Annotated in this window: 17 protein-coding genes and 1 tRNA gene; 2 read left to right on the top strand and 16 right to left on the bottom strand. The window is 39.1% G+C overall.

Features of this window, described 5'->3' with window-relative positions; translation table 11 throughout:
- Window position 1: 1 nt before the first annotated feature.
- Window positions 2-817 (bottom strand): class I SAM-dependent methyltransferase, encoded by an 816-nt coding sequence (locus ACSV5T_RS09045; RefSeq protein WP_438320860.1) that lies wholly within the window; start codon window positions 815-817, stop codon window positions 2-4.
- A gap of 373 nt (window positions 818-1190) precedes the next feature.
- Entirely contained in the window at window positions 1191-1331 is a 141-nt protein-coding gene (locus ACSV5T_RS09040) for a hypothetical protein (protein WP_438320859.1), read from the bottom strand.
- A gap of 81 nt (window positions 1332-1412) precedes the next feature.
- Here ACSV5T_RS09040 and ACSV5T_RS09035 point away from each other — a divergent pair, with 81 nt between their 5' ends.
- Entirely contained in the window at window positions 1413-1832 is a 420-nt protein-coding gene (locus tag ACSV5T_RS09035) for a hypothetical protein (RefSeq protein WP_438320858.1), read from the top strand.
- A gap of 83 nt (window positions 1833-1915) precedes the next feature.
- Here the strand turns inward: ACSV5T_RS09035 and ACSV5T_RS09030 are convergent.
- From ACSV5T_RS09030 to moaC, 11 genes are all read right to left on the bottom strand, one after another.
- Window positions 1916-1990, bottom strand: a tRNA-Arg gene (locus ACSV5T_RS09030).
- A gap of 129 nt (window positions 1991-2119) precedes the next feature.
- Complete coding sequence (locus tag ACSV5T_RS09025; protein ID WP_438320857.1) at window positions 2120-2578, bottom strand: low molecular weight protein-tyrosine-phosphatase; 459 nt, start codon at window positions 2576-2578, stop codon at window positions 2120-2122.
- Window positions 2579-2614: 36 nt separating this feature from the next.
- Window positions 2615-3256 (bottom strand): flavodoxin family protein, encoded by a 642-nt coding sequence (locus tag ACSV5T_RS09020; RefSeq protein WP_438320856.1) that lies wholly within the window; start codon window positions 3254-3256, stop codon window positions 2615-2617.
- 211 nt (window positions 3257-3467) lie between these two features.
- The gene (locus tag ACSV5T_RS09015; RefSeq protein WP_438320855.1) at window positions 3468-5714 is read right to left on the bottom strand and encodes an autotransporter outer membrane beta-barrel domain-containing protein; all 2247 of its coding nucleotides are present in this window, start codon (window positions 5712-5714) and stop codon (window positions 3468-3470) included.
- 150 nt (window positions 5715-5864) lie between these two features.
- Window positions 5865-6587 carry a DUF4198 domain-containing protein gene (locus ACSV5T_RS09010; RefSeq protein WP_156719920.1) on the bottom strand — a complete coding sequence of 241 codons (723 nt, stop codon included), beginning with the start codon at window positions 6585-6587 and terminating at the stop codon, window positions 5865-5867.
- Between the two features lie 260 nt (window positions 6588-6847).
- The gene (gene typA, locus ACSV5T_RS09005) at window positions 6848-8659 is read right to left on the bottom strand and encodes a translational GTPase TypA (protein ID WP_005385769.1); all 1812 of its coding nucleotides are present in this window, start codon (window positions 8657-8659) and stop codon (window positions 6848-6850) included.
- A gap of 206 nt (window positions 8660-8865) precedes the next feature.
- Window positions 8866-9819: an epoxyqueuosine reductase gene (locus ACSV5T_RS09000; protein ID WP_438320854.1), complete on the bottom strand. Its 954-nt coding sequence runs from the start codon at window positions 9817-9819 to the stop codon at window positions 8866-8868.
- Between the two features lie 136 nt (window positions 9820-9955).
- Window positions 9956-10885 carry a UDP-N-acetylmuramate dehydrogenase gene (gene murB, locus ACSV5T_RS08995; RefSeq protein ID WP_438320853.1) on the bottom strand — a complete coding sequence of 310 codons (930 nt, stop codon included), beginning with the start codon at window positions 10883-10885 and terminating at the stop codon, window positions 9956-9958.
- The gene (locus ACSV5T_RS08990) at window positions 10860-11225 is read right to left on the bottom strand and encodes a YlbF family regulator (RefSeq protein ID WP_438320852.1); all 366 of its coding nucleotides are present in this window, start codon (window positions 11223-11225) and stop codon (window positions 10860-10862) included. Before ACSV5T_RS08990 ends, murB begins: the two co-directional genes overlap by 26 nt.
- Window positions 11226-11329: 104 nt before the next feature.
- Window positions 11330-11815, bottom strand: coding sequence for a tRNA (uridine(34)/cytosine(34)/5-carboxymethylaminomethyluridine(34)-2'-O)-methyltransferase TrmL (trmL, locus tag ACSV5T_RS08985; RefSeq protein ID WP_303931033.1), 486 nt, complete (start codon window positions 11813-11815; stop codon window positions 11330-11332).
- Between the two features lie 28 nt (window positions 11816-11843).
- A complete protein-coding gene (gene moaC, locus ACSV5T_RS08980; protein ID WP_105089510.1) occupies window positions 11844-12356 on the bottom strand; it encodes a cyclic pyranopterin monophosphate synthase MoaC in 513 nt (170 codons plus the stop codon).
- A 108-nt stretch (window positions 12357-12464) separates the two neighbouring features.
- On the opposite strand from moaC, the gene ACSV5T_RS08975 reads away from it, so the two are divergent.
- Complete coding sequence (locus ACSV5T_RS08975) at window positions 12465-13142, top strand: metal-dependent hydrolase (RefSeq protein WP_295868144.1); 678 nt, start codon at window positions 12465-12467, stop codon at window positions 13140-13142.
- A gap of 126 nt (window positions 13143-13268) precedes the next feature.
- Here ACSV5T_RS08975 and ACSV5T_RS08970 read toward each other — a convergent pair whose 3' ends face one another.
- From ACSV5T_RS08970 to ACSV5T_RS08960, 3 genes are all read right to left on the bottom strand, one after another.
- Window positions 13269-14912 carry a vWA domain-containing protein gene (locus tag ACSV5T_RS08970; protein ID WP_438320889.1) on the bottom strand — a complete coding sequence of 548 codons (1644 nt, stop codon included), beginning with the start codon at window positions 14910-14912 and terminating at the stop codon, window positions 13269-13271.
- Between the two features lie 96 nt (window positions 14913-15008).
- Window positions 15009-16109 (bottom strand): AAA family ATPase, encoded by a 1101-nt coding sequence (locus tag ACSV5T_RS08965; protein WP_295868146.1) that lies wholly within the window; start codon window positions 16107-16109, stop codon window positions 15009-15011.
- Between the two features lie 12 nt (window positions 16110-16121).
- Window positions 16122-16928, bottom strand: a complete 807-nt coding sequence (locus ACSV5T_RS08960) for a hypothetical protein (protein WP_438320851.1) — start codon at window positions 16926-16928, stop codon at window positions 16122-16124.
- Between the last annotated feature and the right edge of the window lie 9 nt (window positions 16929-16937).

Genomic DNA, 16937 nt, shown 5'->3' with positions numbered 1-16937 from the left:
CCTATTTTACAGACCAGGACACCCAGGCCACTTTATCAACCGTCTTATTATGAATCTCTCCATTAATAGCTAAAGGTTCAATGAGATTTCTGATTTCCTCTTTCATATCTTCCATATCACCCCATGTATTGTTGTGTAGTCGCATCGTAAAGTAATTCACAGCTTTATCAAGGCTCATAACCTCTGTTTCAGGAACCGTCTTATACGTCACTTTTACATTATGCCCTATTTCATGAATAGCATCTAAGCACTCTTTCATCTTGCCATCCCAAGGGAAGGAATCACGACCAAAGAAATGTTCAGACAACATATCTACGGTCTCATCGCTGCGTTCACTGAAAGCAATCCACACGCATTTGTCCTTACTTGCATTATGCATGGCCCGAATATTTTCTACATCAAACATGATAGGACAGAAAATACTATATGCCAAATCAAAGGTTTTATCCCATTTTAGTTCACGGCGAGTTTCATCGGACCAAGGAGCAATATATAAATCAAGATCTAAACCTTCAGACTCTGCTAGTTGTTTAGCCCCACGAATCATACCATCAGACAGATCTATGCCTGTCGCCTTAAATCCTTCACGAGCTAAGCCAAGTGCATAATCACAAACACCACAGCCTACATCTAGCGTACGACCGCCTTTAGGGGGCAAAAGATTTTCGTCTTTCAAGAAAGATAAAAACTCTATAACCTGAGCCTTACGGTCATCTCGATTATGCATTTCTACAAAGTAATTCGATCGGTTATTCCACGCATCTTGCTCATCGCGCCACGCTTCATTGACAGTGAGCTCTTGTATTGTATTTGTCATACTATCTCCTCTGTATCACTACAGCAAAACTATGCATTGATACAATTTAGTACTATATTAATCTTAATTAGATAATGTATATGTTATTCATCACGTCCTATATGCCTAGTGTTCCAGCTAGGATGTTCAGATTTTCATAAGGACAATCTTATTGTACATCATTCTCAAAATAAAATGTGTTACTCAAATCACATTTACACGTTATTTCAATACTATCAAATACAAAATCCTATGTGGAGCTTTTAGCTGTACCACATCCCCTATGTATCACCATATAAAAACCCTCCACTCATTGGAGTAGAGGTTTTCTAAATCATTTATATCAACAATATGCTCATTACTTCGTAGCTGTTCAGATCCAGTAATGAAAGCTTCACGTAGAACCTAATTTCTTCTCTAATAATTTTCTTGTTTCCCTCTTGAGTAAAGGCTTTTTAATGCCGAAAAATACGGCAATGGTGGGAATCAACATAACAGCCAAAAGAGGTAGAATAATTCGTGCATGTATTTCCATTCGTTTCTCTCCTATTACTAGAGTTAATATAGCTGTTTCATATATTATTTATTATAATAAAGAAAAGGAGGCTTTGAAAGTATGGGAAAATATATGATAATCCTTATGTTTCTATTGATCGCTATTGCTGTAGTTTTTGCTACTTATAACTTATCTATAATTAGATCTATGCCTCCTGAAGAGCGTTATAAACTTCTTTACTTTAAGGATGATCAAGTCTCTATAGGCATTGGCTTAGTAAGAAGAACATTTAAATTAAGCGATATTCGTGAGGTACGCTTCTCTAAAGTAAAACAATTCCGTAGCATGGGCAGTTGGGCCGGCAGAATGCAAATTTGCAAACTAAATGGTAAAACAAGCCGTTGGATAGAATTTGATGGTACTGTCTATTACAAAAAGATGGTATATATAACTAATGAAGAAGTCATTGATAAATCAATAGACTTACTGATGAATGAATTTCAAGCACGAGGAATTCGTTGTACTAAATATAGATGCTAACATATAATTTTCTGAACTATACATCAACCTAAAAAATAAAGACACATAAAAAGGCTTCTCGAAATTTCGAGAAGCCTTTTATTTGGTGCGCCTAGCAGGATTCGAACCTGCGCACCCGGTTCCGGAGACCGGCGCTCTATCCCCTGAGCTATAGGCGCATGAATACCTAAAAATTATACCATATTACGTTATGGTTCGATAGTATAAAGTATATACAAGCACTAGGTGCGTATCGAAAAGCCCCTAATATTAAGTTGTCCGTCAACTAATATTAGGGGTTACGTTTATTACATATTAGCTTTAATTAGTTCTAGTAAAGCATCACAGCTACGACTGACATCATCATAGGTTTCGTCAAAGTTTCCCGTATACCAAGGATCCTTTACGTCACGGCTTTCACTAACAAAGGACATAGCCTTGTACACCTTAGAGTCTACATCATCGCCAATGATACGTTTTAAATTACGTCCATTATTTTCATCCATGATAATGAGGTAATCAAAATTATGATAGTCATCAACGGTCACTTGACGAGCCTTGCGACGAGTGTAAGGAATACCCATTTCATCTAGCTTTTGCTTAGTCCCATAATGAGTATCGTTGCCTATCTCCTCACGAGATGTGGCGGCAGACTCAACGTAAATAGAATCGCTAAGTCCAGCTTTCGCAACGATATGCCTCATATAAAACTCAGCCATCGTTGAACGACAAATATTACCATGACAAATGAATAAAACCTTAATCATCACAACTCCTCTAGTAACTCAACAATCGATGGGGTATTAACGCACAAAGTTCGTAGATACTTTTTTCTCTTTTTCTGTATCTGGATATGGCACACCTTGCTCCTTAGCTACAGCAAAGCTACGCATCATCCAAATCATATTTCTCGCCAAGTTGCGCATTGTTTGCATACCTTCTTCATCTTGCTTAGCATCTTCAGCTACTAGACCATGGCTAATATTCCAATATGTAGAGCCTGCAATTGGCATTTGAGAAATACCAAAGTATTTATTGAGTACATCAAAGGAAGCCGTTGTACCACCGCGACGAGCTACGGCGATAGATCCACCTGGCTTAAAGGCAAATGGATTTGGCTTTACACTTTCTGCACTAAAGAATACACGATCTAAGAAGGATAAAATACGTCCGCTAGGATGAGCATAGTATACAGGTGTTGCAAAGATAAAGCCATCTGCATCCTTCGCTTTTTCTATGAAGGCATTTACATCATCATCTTTGAATACACATTCACCATGTTCAAAACAATAGCCACATTGAATACAATCACGAATAGGTTTATTGCCAAGCTGAATGACCTCTGTATCTACATTGGCTTCGCTGAATACCTTTTGCACCTCTAGTATAGCTTGCATTGTTGTACCATTGACATGGCTACTACCATTTACGATTAGAACTTTCATATTATATCCTCCTAACTCTTACTTAAGAAGTTACATATTAACTAGCCTTTATATACTATCACAGAAATACAAAATTGTTAAAGTATGACCATCATAGCAAGCCAGTTAATATTTATCTATGTGCCGATAAAGAATAATTCAAATAAACACTTTTACAAAAAACTCTGTAGCAGCTCGATTTAAAGCTACTACAGAGTTTTGATATGCCTAATTAAAAGTTATGTCTAACGCCAGCATCGATACGCCATGTATTGTCTATAGTAGCACCAAAGTTTTTAGTGAGTGTGCCATATAGATATGTGCTAGGACGAACACTCCAAGAACCGCCGATTTCCGCATCAAGCCATGTATCCTTTAAATCTACAGTTGTTTGTACTGTTGGATTACCTGGTGCAGAATATGTAGTATTTACCTTACCAGAGAATTCATGAGCTAGTGCTAATTTAGCAAAGATATTGGATTTTTCTGTTTCTTTACCAATACCAATGCCGATTCTACCTACAGCAGAGTTCACAGCATCAGATTTAACATGCATAGATCCGCTGCCTGCAATAGTTGCATCATAGGATACACCATTTAAATGACCTAGAATAAATTCTACACTAGGGTCGATATAGAAACCATTTTGTTTTTTAATGCGTTTACCATATTCAGCACTCAAGGATGTACCAAATATATGGTAGTTACCATTCAAACGTTGACCACTCATAGAGTTAAGGCTATAGTCGTTGGATAATCTATTACCACGAGCGATGATATCTATATACCGACCATCATCATGTTGCTTTGTACCATATAAGGCTATACCGCCAAGCTTACCGTCGCCACTGCCGTTGGCATAAGAGTTACTAGATGTACTGTAATCTAGGGCACCGCCGAAAATCCAGCCATTGGAGGCTTTATGATCATATCCAATTTGTACGCCATTGTACGTCATATGTGCATCAGCACCATCTGTAATCTTAGATTTACCACCTATATATTTAGCCCATACTCCTTTATCTGTATTAGCTAGACGAAGATCACCTAAACGACGTTGTAAATCATTAGTATTATTTTTCCACGCCATAACTGTTGAAGTAAGGGCAGATTTTGTGCCACCTACGAGCGACGATTCACTAGCACGAACAACTTTTGTTGTATCATCTACAACGAGATGACCTTGAGAATCAAAATGATCTGCCCCTAGGTCTGCAACAGCACCAGGTGTAGTAACGCCTTCATTGATTTGAACTGTTGTGCTAAGTTTCTTATCATTGCCTGTGTATTGTAATTTCTTAGCTAATGCTTGAATATCCTTTTTGTAGCTTGCATCGTCGATGGTATTACCGGAATGGTCGCCTAACATTGTAATATGGCTATTATCCGCCGCATGTTCAACGACGATTTGGCCTTTTTCAGCTTCGCTTGCTGGTACGCCAGATTTATAAATAGCATTCACATAACCGCTATAGTTCTGAATTGTTATAGGCCGCGCATCGATAGGATGAATGTTACCTGCTGCAGTTGGGTTAACACCACCTACAAGATTGCGAACCTTACTCCCCTTGTATAGGTATGCTGCATTATCCCCTGATGGACGTTCTTTTTTAGGTGTAGGACGCTCCATGCCAATCCATTCATTATTCCAAGTAGCTCCGTTTTGTAGGTAAATATCTGCACCAGAATTATGAGGGTTTTTATTGCTTTCAGCATATTCATTCAAAACAGCACCGGTAAGGCTAGAGTTAGGCGTTGTGAAAGCTAGTGCTATATTAGTTGGTTCTACATTGTGATTTGGATCGCGGCCATAATCCTTGTTGATAAGGCCTACATTACCAACAGCAACTAAGTCATGAGTGCCTGGATGTTTGCCATCAGCGCCTGCATTAACATATACATCCCCCTCTTCTGCTACTACAGAATAGGTATCAGATGTTTCTACAGGATGAGTGATAATCTTACCGCCTCCATCAACAAGGATATGACCTCGTTGATTGACTTGTAAACCAGAGCCGATAGCATCAATATCTACATTACCTTTAACGTGAATATTGGTATCCCCAAAATCTCGGTCCGGATTATCCTTGCTAAGACGTGGCACCTTCCCACCGTAACCAGCATAAACAGCACTCATATAATAATGACCTAATTCTCGCTTCGATGCTGGTGCATCATTCTTTAATCGTACAATAAGGTCTTTATCTACCGTTAGTTGTGAACCAAATCCATTATAAATACCTGTAACATTCTTACTTTTACCAGCCTCTGTTAAACTTCTACCATGTACATTAACTGTTAATGTATCCTCTATATGTTTAACCTCAGGTTGCGTTTGTACTGGTGACCCCATTGTTAAACCCAGCAACTCCTCTGCTTTATCGCTAGAAGCATTAATTTCTGTAGCCATAGCAGAATAAGATATACCTGTTAATACTAGTGCAGTCATCACGGCTGATACATGACGTCTAATCTTCATAATTCTCTCCTTCTTATATCATGCTTATAATACTCTCACTAAATCACATAAAATTTATAACACCTAAAAAGCACAAAAAGACCCCCTTAGTCCAACTAAGGAGGTCTTCTATTAACTCACACACTCGGTAAGTACTAAAATTACTAATTATTATTCTTCAGGAGAAATAAGGAAGGACAATGCACTAAAGTATTTATTTTGTTCCCCTTTATTTTGTGTAGGGAATGCAACTTCAACACCTACTACATTTAAGCCATCTGCTGTAACAGCTACAGTAGCTTTACCATTTTCATCGGCTTTAGCTTCACCAGTTAAATCATTTACTAAATCTTTGATAAGAGGTGCATTCGCATATGGTTTACCATCTTTAAACACTTGGATTTCATATGTATCACCTTTTCTTAATGTCAATGGATTAACAGAAGGTACAATTTGAATAAATGCATTCTTATCTACAAATGGTTTTGCTTGTGCATTCCAGTAATGAACATCATATTTGATAGCATGTGTACTCTTAACCGCACCAGGAACTTCGGTGATTGGTTTATGAATTGTTTTACCATCTTTAGTCTTAGTCCAGTAGCCATAATCAAAATTAGTTACAGTTACACCAAGGTCTGCTGGTGGAATAATAGCTACATTTTTTTCATGCTTCACAACTTGTACAGGAATTTGTTTGCCTTGTACATCATATCCAGTAATATTTTTTACCATATCTGCACTATAAGCATTATCTACAGGACCCTCACCTAATACAAGTACTTTTTCATCTGTACGGTTAGCGAAGAACACACCATGTGCATCAACAGAAGAGCATACATAGCCTGCAGCTAAACCTACAGCAAATAAAGAAGCTAGAATTTTCTTATTCATAAGAACCTCCATAATCAATAACTAGTTTCAACAAACTTGCTATTATTATACATCGTCATGGATATTCCGTATATACCGATACCCGTATCAGCAAGGTATTATGCAAACTCCATATATACAAGGTTCTATATTCCTATCAATCATAAATGATAAAATTATCACCTATTTTTATATGAATATAATAAATAGGAATATCTTCTTTGTTATATGTAATAAAAACGACGCCCCCATAGGAGCGTCGTTTTATATCACTAAGGATATTATTTTTTGTTTTTAGCAGCTTTCGCACGTGCGTTACGATCAAGGATTGTTTTACGCATACGAATGCTTTCAGGTGTTACTTCAACGAGTTCATCATCGTTAATCCACTCAAGAGCTTGTTCCAAGGAGAAGATACGAGGTGGAGTCAAGCGTACTGCTTCGTCAGAGGAGCTGGAACGCATGTTAGTAACGTGTTTTTTCTTACATGGGTTAACATCCATATCAAGTTCACGAGTATTTTCACCGATAACTTGGCCTGCGTACACGTCTTGGTTAGGACCAACGAACAATGTACCGCGATCTTGAACAGAGTTCAAGCCATATGGAGTAGTTTCGCCATTTTCAAATGCTACCAAGGCACCGCGTGTACGGGAAGGAATTTCGCCTTTGTATGGTGCATAACCATGGAATACATGGTTCATGATACCATTACCTTTTGTAGCTGTTAAGAACTGTGCACGGAAACCGATCAAACCACGTGCAGGAATTACGAATTCCATGCGAAGGTAACCAGCTAACTCAACCATGTTAGTCAATTCAGCTTTACGTTGACCAAGATTTTCCATTACAGTACCCATGAATTCTTGAGGTACGTCGATAGTCAATGCTTCTAATGGTTCGCACAATTTGTCGTTAATAGTTTTGAAAATTACGCGAGGTTTACCTACTTGTAATTCATAGCCTTCACGACGCATAGTTTCGATCAATACAGCCAAGTGCAATTCGCCACGACCAGATACTTTGAAAGCATCTGCAGAATCAGTTTCTTCAACTTTCATAGAAACGTTAGTTTCTACTTCGCGGAACAAACGATCACGTAAGTGACGGGATGTAACGAATTCACCTTCGCGACCTGCGAATGGAGAGTTGTTTACGGAGAATACCATGGACAATGTTGGTTCGTCGATGGAGATGGATGGTAATGCTTCAGGATTTTCAGCATCTGCTACAGTTTCGCCGATATTGATATCGTCGATACCAGCGAACGCAATGATATCACCCATTTCAGCTTCGTCAGTTTCAACACGGTTCAAGCCATTGTATGTATATACACGACCGATTTTCGCTTTACGAGTGCTTTCACCAGTCATGATAGCCACTTGTTGGTTAGGTTTCATTTTACCGCGAACGATACGGCCTACTGCGATTTTACCGATGAAGTTATCGTAATCAAGTGTAGTAACCATGAATTGAAGAGGACCTTCCAAATCACCTTGTGGTGCAGGAATTTCTTCGATCAATGTTTCAAACAATGGTTCCATATTTACAGCTTCGTCATCCCAGTTAGTTTTAGCCACACCAGCACGAGCAGATGCGTATACTACAGGGAAATCTAGTTGGTCATCATCAGCTTCAAGTTCCATGAACAATTCAAGAACTTCATCTTCAACCTCTTTAACGCGTTGGTCAGGACGGTCGATTTTGTTGATAACTACGATTGGTTTCAATTTTTGTTCTAAAGCTTTACGCAAAACGTATTTAGTTTGAGGCATTGGACCTTCGTAAGCATCTACGAGAAGCAATACGCCGTCAACCATGTTAAGTACACGTTCTACTTCGCCGCCGAAGTCAGCATGGCCTGGAGTATCAACGATGTTGATTTTAATGCCATCATGCATAACAGCAGTGTTTTTAGACAAAATAGTAATACCGCGTTCACGTTCCAAGTCGTTGGAGTCCATTACGCGTTCTGCTACTTTTTCATTTTCACGGAACACATGGCTTTGTTTTAATAACGCGTCCACCAAAGTAGTTTTACCATGGTCAACGTGGGCGATAATCGCTACATTACGAAGATTTTCGCGAATCATAAGATCCTCCCTTTAATTCTTTCAGTATATTCTATATCACATAGCGCTTGTGAAAGTAGCTATGTAGGTATATTCCCAAAATTGGCAACACTTAATTATAACGTAGTCTATAGAAAAAAGTCAAAGAAATGCAGGATTTCTAATCATGGTAATTTCTACATTTGATTATACTTTTGACTCATCTTATAGGCCAATCATTATTTTGGTCACCTATTTTTGTATTCTATAGCCCGCTTAGCAGATTGTCGCAACAATGGAATTTGTTCATTCGTTAAATGAAAACAGAAATTAGGAATCATTTGTTCTATAATCTCTTCATCAGAGGCTTTCAAAATAAATTCTGGCTGTAGTATAGGCTCCAATTCATCAAGTCCAGGATAGTCTTTTCCGATGCTCCAATCATGATTCTTATTAAATGGGCACGAGTCTTGGCAATTATCACAACCTATAATCCACTCTTCCAACATATCCTCTGTCACACCTTCTGGCAAATTACCATTACCAAAGGTATTGATAAAAGAAACACATGTTATTGGATTCATCGTAAATGGTGCAGATAAAGATTTTGTCTTACAACCTTGCTGACATAAGTTACAAGAATCTGGGCACGGAGGAATATCCGTATCATGAATATATTCACAAGACTTATCTATTAAATAGGCTACCAATTCATAATTAGAACCTTTAGGACCATAAAAGAAATTATTTTTTCTATAAATTCCAAGGCCCGCGGCTACAGAAGCAGGACGCAGAGGGACAACACCAGCTGGCTTTGCAGTTTCACCACCAATATATTGAATATTTTGACTCTGTAACCATGTCTCAAAAGATTGTCTCCGTTTAAATTCAACACCATCAGGAATATTACTTAAAGATAATAGTAATCCTTTTGCATATCGATTCTGTAGCGAAGCAGGAAACTTATAATTTCCAAAATACTCGGTACAAACTACTATGGATTGTGCCCAAGGATAATTATTTTTTAATGCTAGAAAGTCTTTACTATGAGCATATACATCTTCACTTTCAGGTACATCTTCTAAACGCTTCGTCAACCGGTCTTTATAAAAATCAAGTGCATCAAGAGGCACTATACCACAACTATCATAGCCACATGCTAGTGCTTTATCATGAATCTCTTGTGCCAATAAAGTATTCATATCATCGCCTCCTAAACATTGATTAACCATATAGTTATCATACTCTTTTACAGACTATAAAAAAAGATTTCTTATGAGTTCATTCTCCAAAAAAGTAATGATACATAAGAAATCTTGTATTAATATTTAGTTTGTATTAATCTTCACCAATCATACGTACTTCTGGCTCCAGATGTACACCATGTTGATCATATACGCGTTTTTGTACCTCTTTAATAAGATCAAGTACATCTTTAGCTTTAGCATTGCCAGTGTTGATAACAAAACCAGCATGCTTATGAGATACTTGTGCGTCACCAACAGATAACCCTTTAAGACCTGTTTGTTCAATCAATGTGCCTGCAAAGTACCCTGGTGGACGTTTAAAGGTAGAACCTGCACTGGCAAATTCTAAAGGTTGCTTGGATTCGCGTTTTTCTGTAAGCTCATCCATACGCGCTTTGATAGCATCCTTGTCGCCTGGTTTAAGGGTCATAACAACTTCACCAATAACCTCATGATTATCGTGGAATACGCTATGACGATATCCAAAATCTAAATGAGATGCATCATATTCCTTGATATTCCCCTCGAAATCTACAGCTAGTACTGATGTGACTACATGGCTCATTTCCCCGTCATAAGCACCTGCATTCATAAATACAGCACCGCCCAATGTTCCTGGAATACCAATGGCAAACTCAAGACCAGAGAGACCATTTTCCCAGGCAAATTCAGACGCATCTTTTAACATATACCCAGAACCAATGCATAATACATTATCATTGCAATCCATGATTTGGGTCATATGACGAACCGATACAACAGCGCCGCGGATGCCACCGTCTTTCACCAAAATATTGGACCCGCAACCGATAACAGTTACAGGCACTTTAAGTTCATGAATGGTGCGAAGTGTGAAGCTCAACTCAGCCATTGTAGTAGGTTCAATAAATAAATCAGCAGGACCACCGATTTTAAATGTCGTATGATTGCAAAGCAACTCCTGCTCTCGTACACGTGTACTTGGTAATTCTTTTAATAAGGCAGTTTTTAATGCCTCAATGTTGTGGTTGTTGTTCGCCATGATCTAACACTTTCATCCCCTCAGTGATTGGTTCGCTAATGATTTTATAAATATCATTAGAAATTTGGCTCCAACGCATTTGTGCTTGTAAATAAGCAGCCGCTGCAGCATTTTCTTGAATTTGAGGCATCATTTCCTCTTGTTTCTTTTGCAATTCATCAGCTTCTGGTGCACCAGACAACTTTGCGTATTCCCATTGCATTTGTTGTGCCATAAATGTGCGCACCAAAGCCGCTGCTACTGCATCAGCTTTCAAAGCGTCTTGAGCAGCCATTAACTCTTTGTACTCTTCGGATTCACGCATAGCGTGAGCTAAATCATGAGCTTTATCGTAGTTCATAATATCCTCCTCTAACAACACCTGTCGAAATACTACCTGTCATGTAGATTGGGTAGGATTTCTAACACATATTTATTGTATATCTCTCAATGGTGAAAGTATATTTATTTAGGTTGAATCCAATTGCCTTCGGCCTTGAGATCTGGATAATCAAGTTGGCGCATCGCTTCATAAGCTATGATAGCTACTGCATTAGATAGGTTTAAAGAACGCGCTTCATCTACCATTGGTATGCGAATGCATGTTTCTTCAACACCCTCTAATAAGCTTTCAGGCAAGCCTCTTGATTCAGGACCAAAGACGAGCATATCTCCGATTTCATAGTTTACCTCTGAGTGGGTATGCTTTGCCTTTGTAGTAGCGTAGAAATATCTGCGATCAGGATATTTTGCATACAACTCTTGAATATTTTCATGTACCTGTACATCTACCAAATGCCAATAATCGAGACCAGCTCGTTTTACGTGCTTATCGTCGATAGAAAAGCCCAGTGGTTTGATAAGATGTAGGGTCATGTGGTTAGCGGCGCACAAACGCGCTATATTTCCTGTATTGCCAGGGATTTCTGGCTCATAAAGTACTATTTCCATTTTCGTTCCCCTATTCTTTATATCTATATTATTCTACAAAGGAACGCACAAAATGTCCACTTTTACCGCCTTCTTTTTCTACGAGATAGGTAGGGCCCATGATCATGCCTTTATCGATAGCCTTACACATATCGTATACAGTGAGTAACCCTACTTGAACTGCTGTAAGAGCTTCCATTTCAACGCCAGTTTTTCCCGTCGTTTTAACGGTGGCCCGTACCTTAACAGCCTTATTATGATTTTCATCGGTGCAAGCAGGACTTTCACCATCTACTAAGGTGCAATGTACCTCAACCTTTGTGAGTGCCAATGGATGGCATAGAGGAATTAAATTACTCGTTTGCTTAGCCCCCATGATAGCGGCTAGTTGCGCTACACTAAGGACATCCCCCTTTTTCATAGTTCCTGCAGCAATGCGCTCATAAATGGCATCATTGATAGCTATGAACCCTTCTGCGACGGCTGTACGAGAGGTAATATCCTTATCGGATACGTCTACCATCCAAGCGTTGCCATCTTGGTCAAAATGTGTTAAATCCATAATATATCCTTACTAATTTTGCATAAATTATCATCAATAGTTTTATTTTCATTTATTATATTATACAATAGAATTAAGATTTATATGTATAAGGAAGGAAGTGTTCCTATGAAAACCAAACTAACTTATTTCGGTCACGCTTGCTTTATGCTCACACGCGGTGATGTATCCATGATTTTCGACCCATTCTTAACAGGTAATACATGGGACAAAGCTAAAAAAGAAGATATTAAATGCCAATATATCTTTGTTAGCCACGGTCACGATGACCATTATGGCGATACAGAATTCATCGCTAAAGCAAATGATGCACTTGTTATCTCTACAGCTGAGATAGCCGGTAAAGCAGCCGCTGCTGGTTGTCGCGCTCATGCTATGCATTTAGGCGGTAAATTTGACTTTGAATTCGGTTCTGTTCGCATAGTTCCAGCCTTCCATGGTGCTGGTATTCCTGGCGGCCATGCAGCCGGTTGTATCGTAGACTTCTACGGAGATATTGTATACTTCGCTGGTGATACAGCACTCTTTAGCGATATGAAATTATTAAATCGCTTTGGCGATATCGACTATGCTTTGCTCCCTATCGGTGATAACTTCACAATGGGCGTTGAAGATGCAGCGCTTGCCGCTTCTTATGTAAAAGCTCGTATCTCCATTCCAATTCACTACAAAACATGGCCTGTAATCGACCGTGAACCAGGCGTATTTACAAGCTTAGTAGAAGGTAAATACAACCAAACAGCGCTTATCATCGATCCAGGTTCCTCTATCGAACTTAATAGCTAATGTAATAGAATATCAATTACATAGAAATGACGCAATTCCAATGAATTGCGTCATTTTTTATATTCTTTTACAGACAAGATCTATTACAAATCCAAGATATATCCATATTCATATCGAAAATAAGGTCTATATCTCTTGGTTTGCCATGGAGAAGCCCCCACGATTGGACATGCGTACAAATTCGTCTATATCTTGTGTTTCATCCACACCTACATAGCCTAGCTCGCGAACCATACCGTATGGATTATGCAAGGATAATTGAGGGTTTTCACCGGTAAGGACCCACAAAACCTTATAGCCCCTAGGAGCTTCACGTAAACGTTCCTCTCCTTTGCCATCCGTGAAGTATACTAACAAATCTACACGATTCTGATTAGCTAACGAAAATACTGGAGAAAATGCTGTAGCACCGCGTACATCAAGGCGAGGTTTTACATCTTTTACAGATTCCATTGTATACGTACGGCGCACCTCATTATCACATTCTACAACAGTAATACGATGATTATAGGCGTGTACAATTTGCAGTACTTGTTCTAATGCGTTCGTAAATTCTGCATCTGTAATACTACCACTCATATCAAGAGCTACCCATACATTAGCCTTATGTTGGCGCAAGGTACCAGATAACTCTAAGCGTTCAGGCTGACGACGATTTCGACGCATCGTCGTTTTTTTGTACCCACTAGCGACCTTGCCCATGAGCTTTTTAAGGTAGAAATACCATGGCAGAGCACGACGTGTCTTTTGGAATGTATCGATAAGACTTTTAACATACCCTTCCATATCACCTTTTGAGGCCTCATTGATATAGCGCTCTGTAATTTGGTCCATCGTGTCGGTATCAATGGAATCAGATTCATCCCAAATATCATGACTCGTTTGAGGATCAAACTCCATAGCTACTGCCGTATCAGAGTTGTCTACAGGCACAAAAAGTTCAGGTTTTTCCTTCATCGCCTTATCGATGGCTTTCGCATAGTACTCAATGGTGCGGAATCGTTTAAGCATCAATCCAAAACGTTCATTCACATTGGCTACAGTAACCGCATCACGATCCACATGTTCTAAATAGTCGTTTACAACCATGTCCATCGCCATATGTACCGCAGTTTTATTGAAGCTTTGACTTAACGCTTTTACCCGCATCAAATGGGCAGAAATGATATGAAGAATTTCACGTTTAATACCATCCTTCATTACATCTGGCGGTTGGCGTAATAAGATGAACGGATTGACATATAATACATAGCCACCTTGCTTTAGGTTAATACCAAAGGCACTTGTCATATCAAAGCGAATGCGATGGGCCATTTGCAAATAGAAATAGCCAAAGAATTGGTCTTCTTCAAGTAACAAGCTATTCACATCATGTAGAATATTCCACAACCGTTGCTCATAAGCAGGTGTCATTACAGCTTGTTGCATAACAGCAAGGTTTGAGCCTTCTACCTGCAGCTCATCTAGGGCACGTCCTATGGTCCCTATATGACTATCTGACATATTGTGATTCATCATATCTGCTGCTATGCGTTGTGGTTCCATGCTATGATGTTGCGCTTCATAACTATCTACATAAGCTTCGTAAGCGGCATAGATTTGCGTATATAAGGCTTCTGCCTCACGATGAATGCGCTCTCGCTTTGCATGCCACCGATCAAGAGCCACGATGGCCTTTTCATCATAGGACCCTGTTTTCTCCCACCCGTCTATATGAGTGAGTAAGTCAGAGGCGTCGCGAATATCGTCTTTATCTAAATTTCGTTGCATCATTCCACCTCCTTTTTCTTTTTAAAACTATATGTTAATTACCTTATGTTATACATACATTATTAGGTAAAACTGTTATTACCTAGCTAAATAGACTTACTTTTGTGCTTCAAAGAAAGTATCTACGAATAAATCATCTTCAATGGCATAGGCGTAAACACGTTCGTAAGTGTTACGCAAGTCTTTCATAACTGCTACCCGTAAATCACCTGGATATAATGTAAGGAATTCAATGAAGTGATGAACTTCTTCGGCATTACTATTTCGATTTAAACGATGCAACATGTTTTTAGCTGCTACATATAAACGAGTTGGGCTTTCACCTTTAACCTGTTCAGCCATAGACATAATAGCACCTGGTTTTTGAACGGCCGCCAATACATCATCAAAGGTAATAAGTGGTTCTTGATCGGACTCAACAAAGTTTACGAAAGCCTCCGCAATGAGTTTACCAACGTTACCGCGGATAACATTCATGAATACTTCGCGACTATATGCTGAGCCTTCTTGATTTTTATAAATTGTATATAACCCAGATACGCGTTCAAAGGAACGTGGTGTAGCATCAATGTCATCTTCATGGCGTTGATTTAAGTATTCTGGATAGGAAGAAATAAATTCAATAACCTTTTCCTCAATGCCCGTGCCGATAGCCCAATCAATCCATTGCATGTAATCAGCATTCATATAAAGCCATACAAAACGGTTTTGTTGTGCTGGGTCCATATCGATAGTTTGATAATCAAAAGAATCTTCAGGGTTCATAGCGGCGATAATGCGCACTTGGTCGCTTAAAGAGAAGCCATTGATTTCACGATTCAAAATGAGGTTCATTAACTCTTGTTGCACAGCATGTTCTGCACGGTTAATTTCATCGATAAACAGCAATACTTGGCGCCCTTTATCTACTGCTTGAGCCACATGTTCCAACGTATGATGCACAGCATACACTGTAGTCTTTACGGAATGCGTATTACCGCGACCATCTGTATGTGTAACAGATTCTACAGTTGGCAAACCACCAATTTCACCTTCTTTTAAGAGGTTACCGTCAATTGTTACCAGTTCCCAATCATGCTCAGCGGCTACACGCGCCGCAAGAGATGTTTTACCAATCCCCGTTTCACCAACGAGCAAAGGTACTTGATTAGCAGCAAGCACTAACTCTACGCTTGCCATTGTATCTATAAAGTTCATTGTATCTCCGTTCTAATATTTCAAATATTCACTAACTGCAATCTTCTTAACAGCCCGAGTTCCATAAGCATCTATAAGTGACAATAGATCGATAGGCCATTTAGATTGACGTCCACCGATAGCTTTATTGTTGATCAATTCACGAATATAGTCTTCATCAACTGTTTCACTAGAGATGGCGCTAATAATGATAGATTTAATTTCGTCCACAGTGACGCCTAAATTATTGGGTATATATCCCAATGTGGCAGCACTTACACTAAATAGGTGCAATGCCAATTCCTTTGTAAGCTTTGTGATTTGTCGCATTGCCTGCGGATCTTGTTTTACCGCCGCTTCTAAAACCGCTACGCTAGGCTCGTCAATATAACGCAAGGCCAAGTAATTTTCTTTTACTGCTTGCAATTGTACGGATTCGCTTGGCTCCTTAATGTATTGCAACGCATCATAGTTAGCCTTTACAGCTTCCAACTGCAGTGCTTCTGAAGGACTTGCGATGTAGCGTATAGCCCATCCAGATTGAGCGAGTGCTTGCTGAACAATCGTATCAGATGGATTATCGATATATTCTAAAACAGCCCAGTCTTTTTCCACCAATGACTGTAATAAATCCTCTGTAGGATGTTCCACGAATTGTATGGCTCGTGGTGATTGTGAAAGCGCCGTTTCAATAACCTTTTTTGTAGGTTCTTTAATATATTGCAACAACATGCCATTTTGAGCTACGCAAGTAAGTTGCATTGCTTCTGTAGGATTAGGAATATTCCTAATTCCATGTGGATTATTGGTCAGCGCCGTTATATATTGTTCTTCTGTCATACTAACCTT

The organism is Veillonella sp. ZSJB6 (genome assembly GCF_051549505.1).
Lineage (GTDB): Bacteria > Bacillota > Negativicutes > Veillonellales > Veillonellaceae > Veillonella.
Note: the sequence above shows the minus strand (reverse complement) of the source record. Positions and strands in the feature narration are given on the sequence as shown.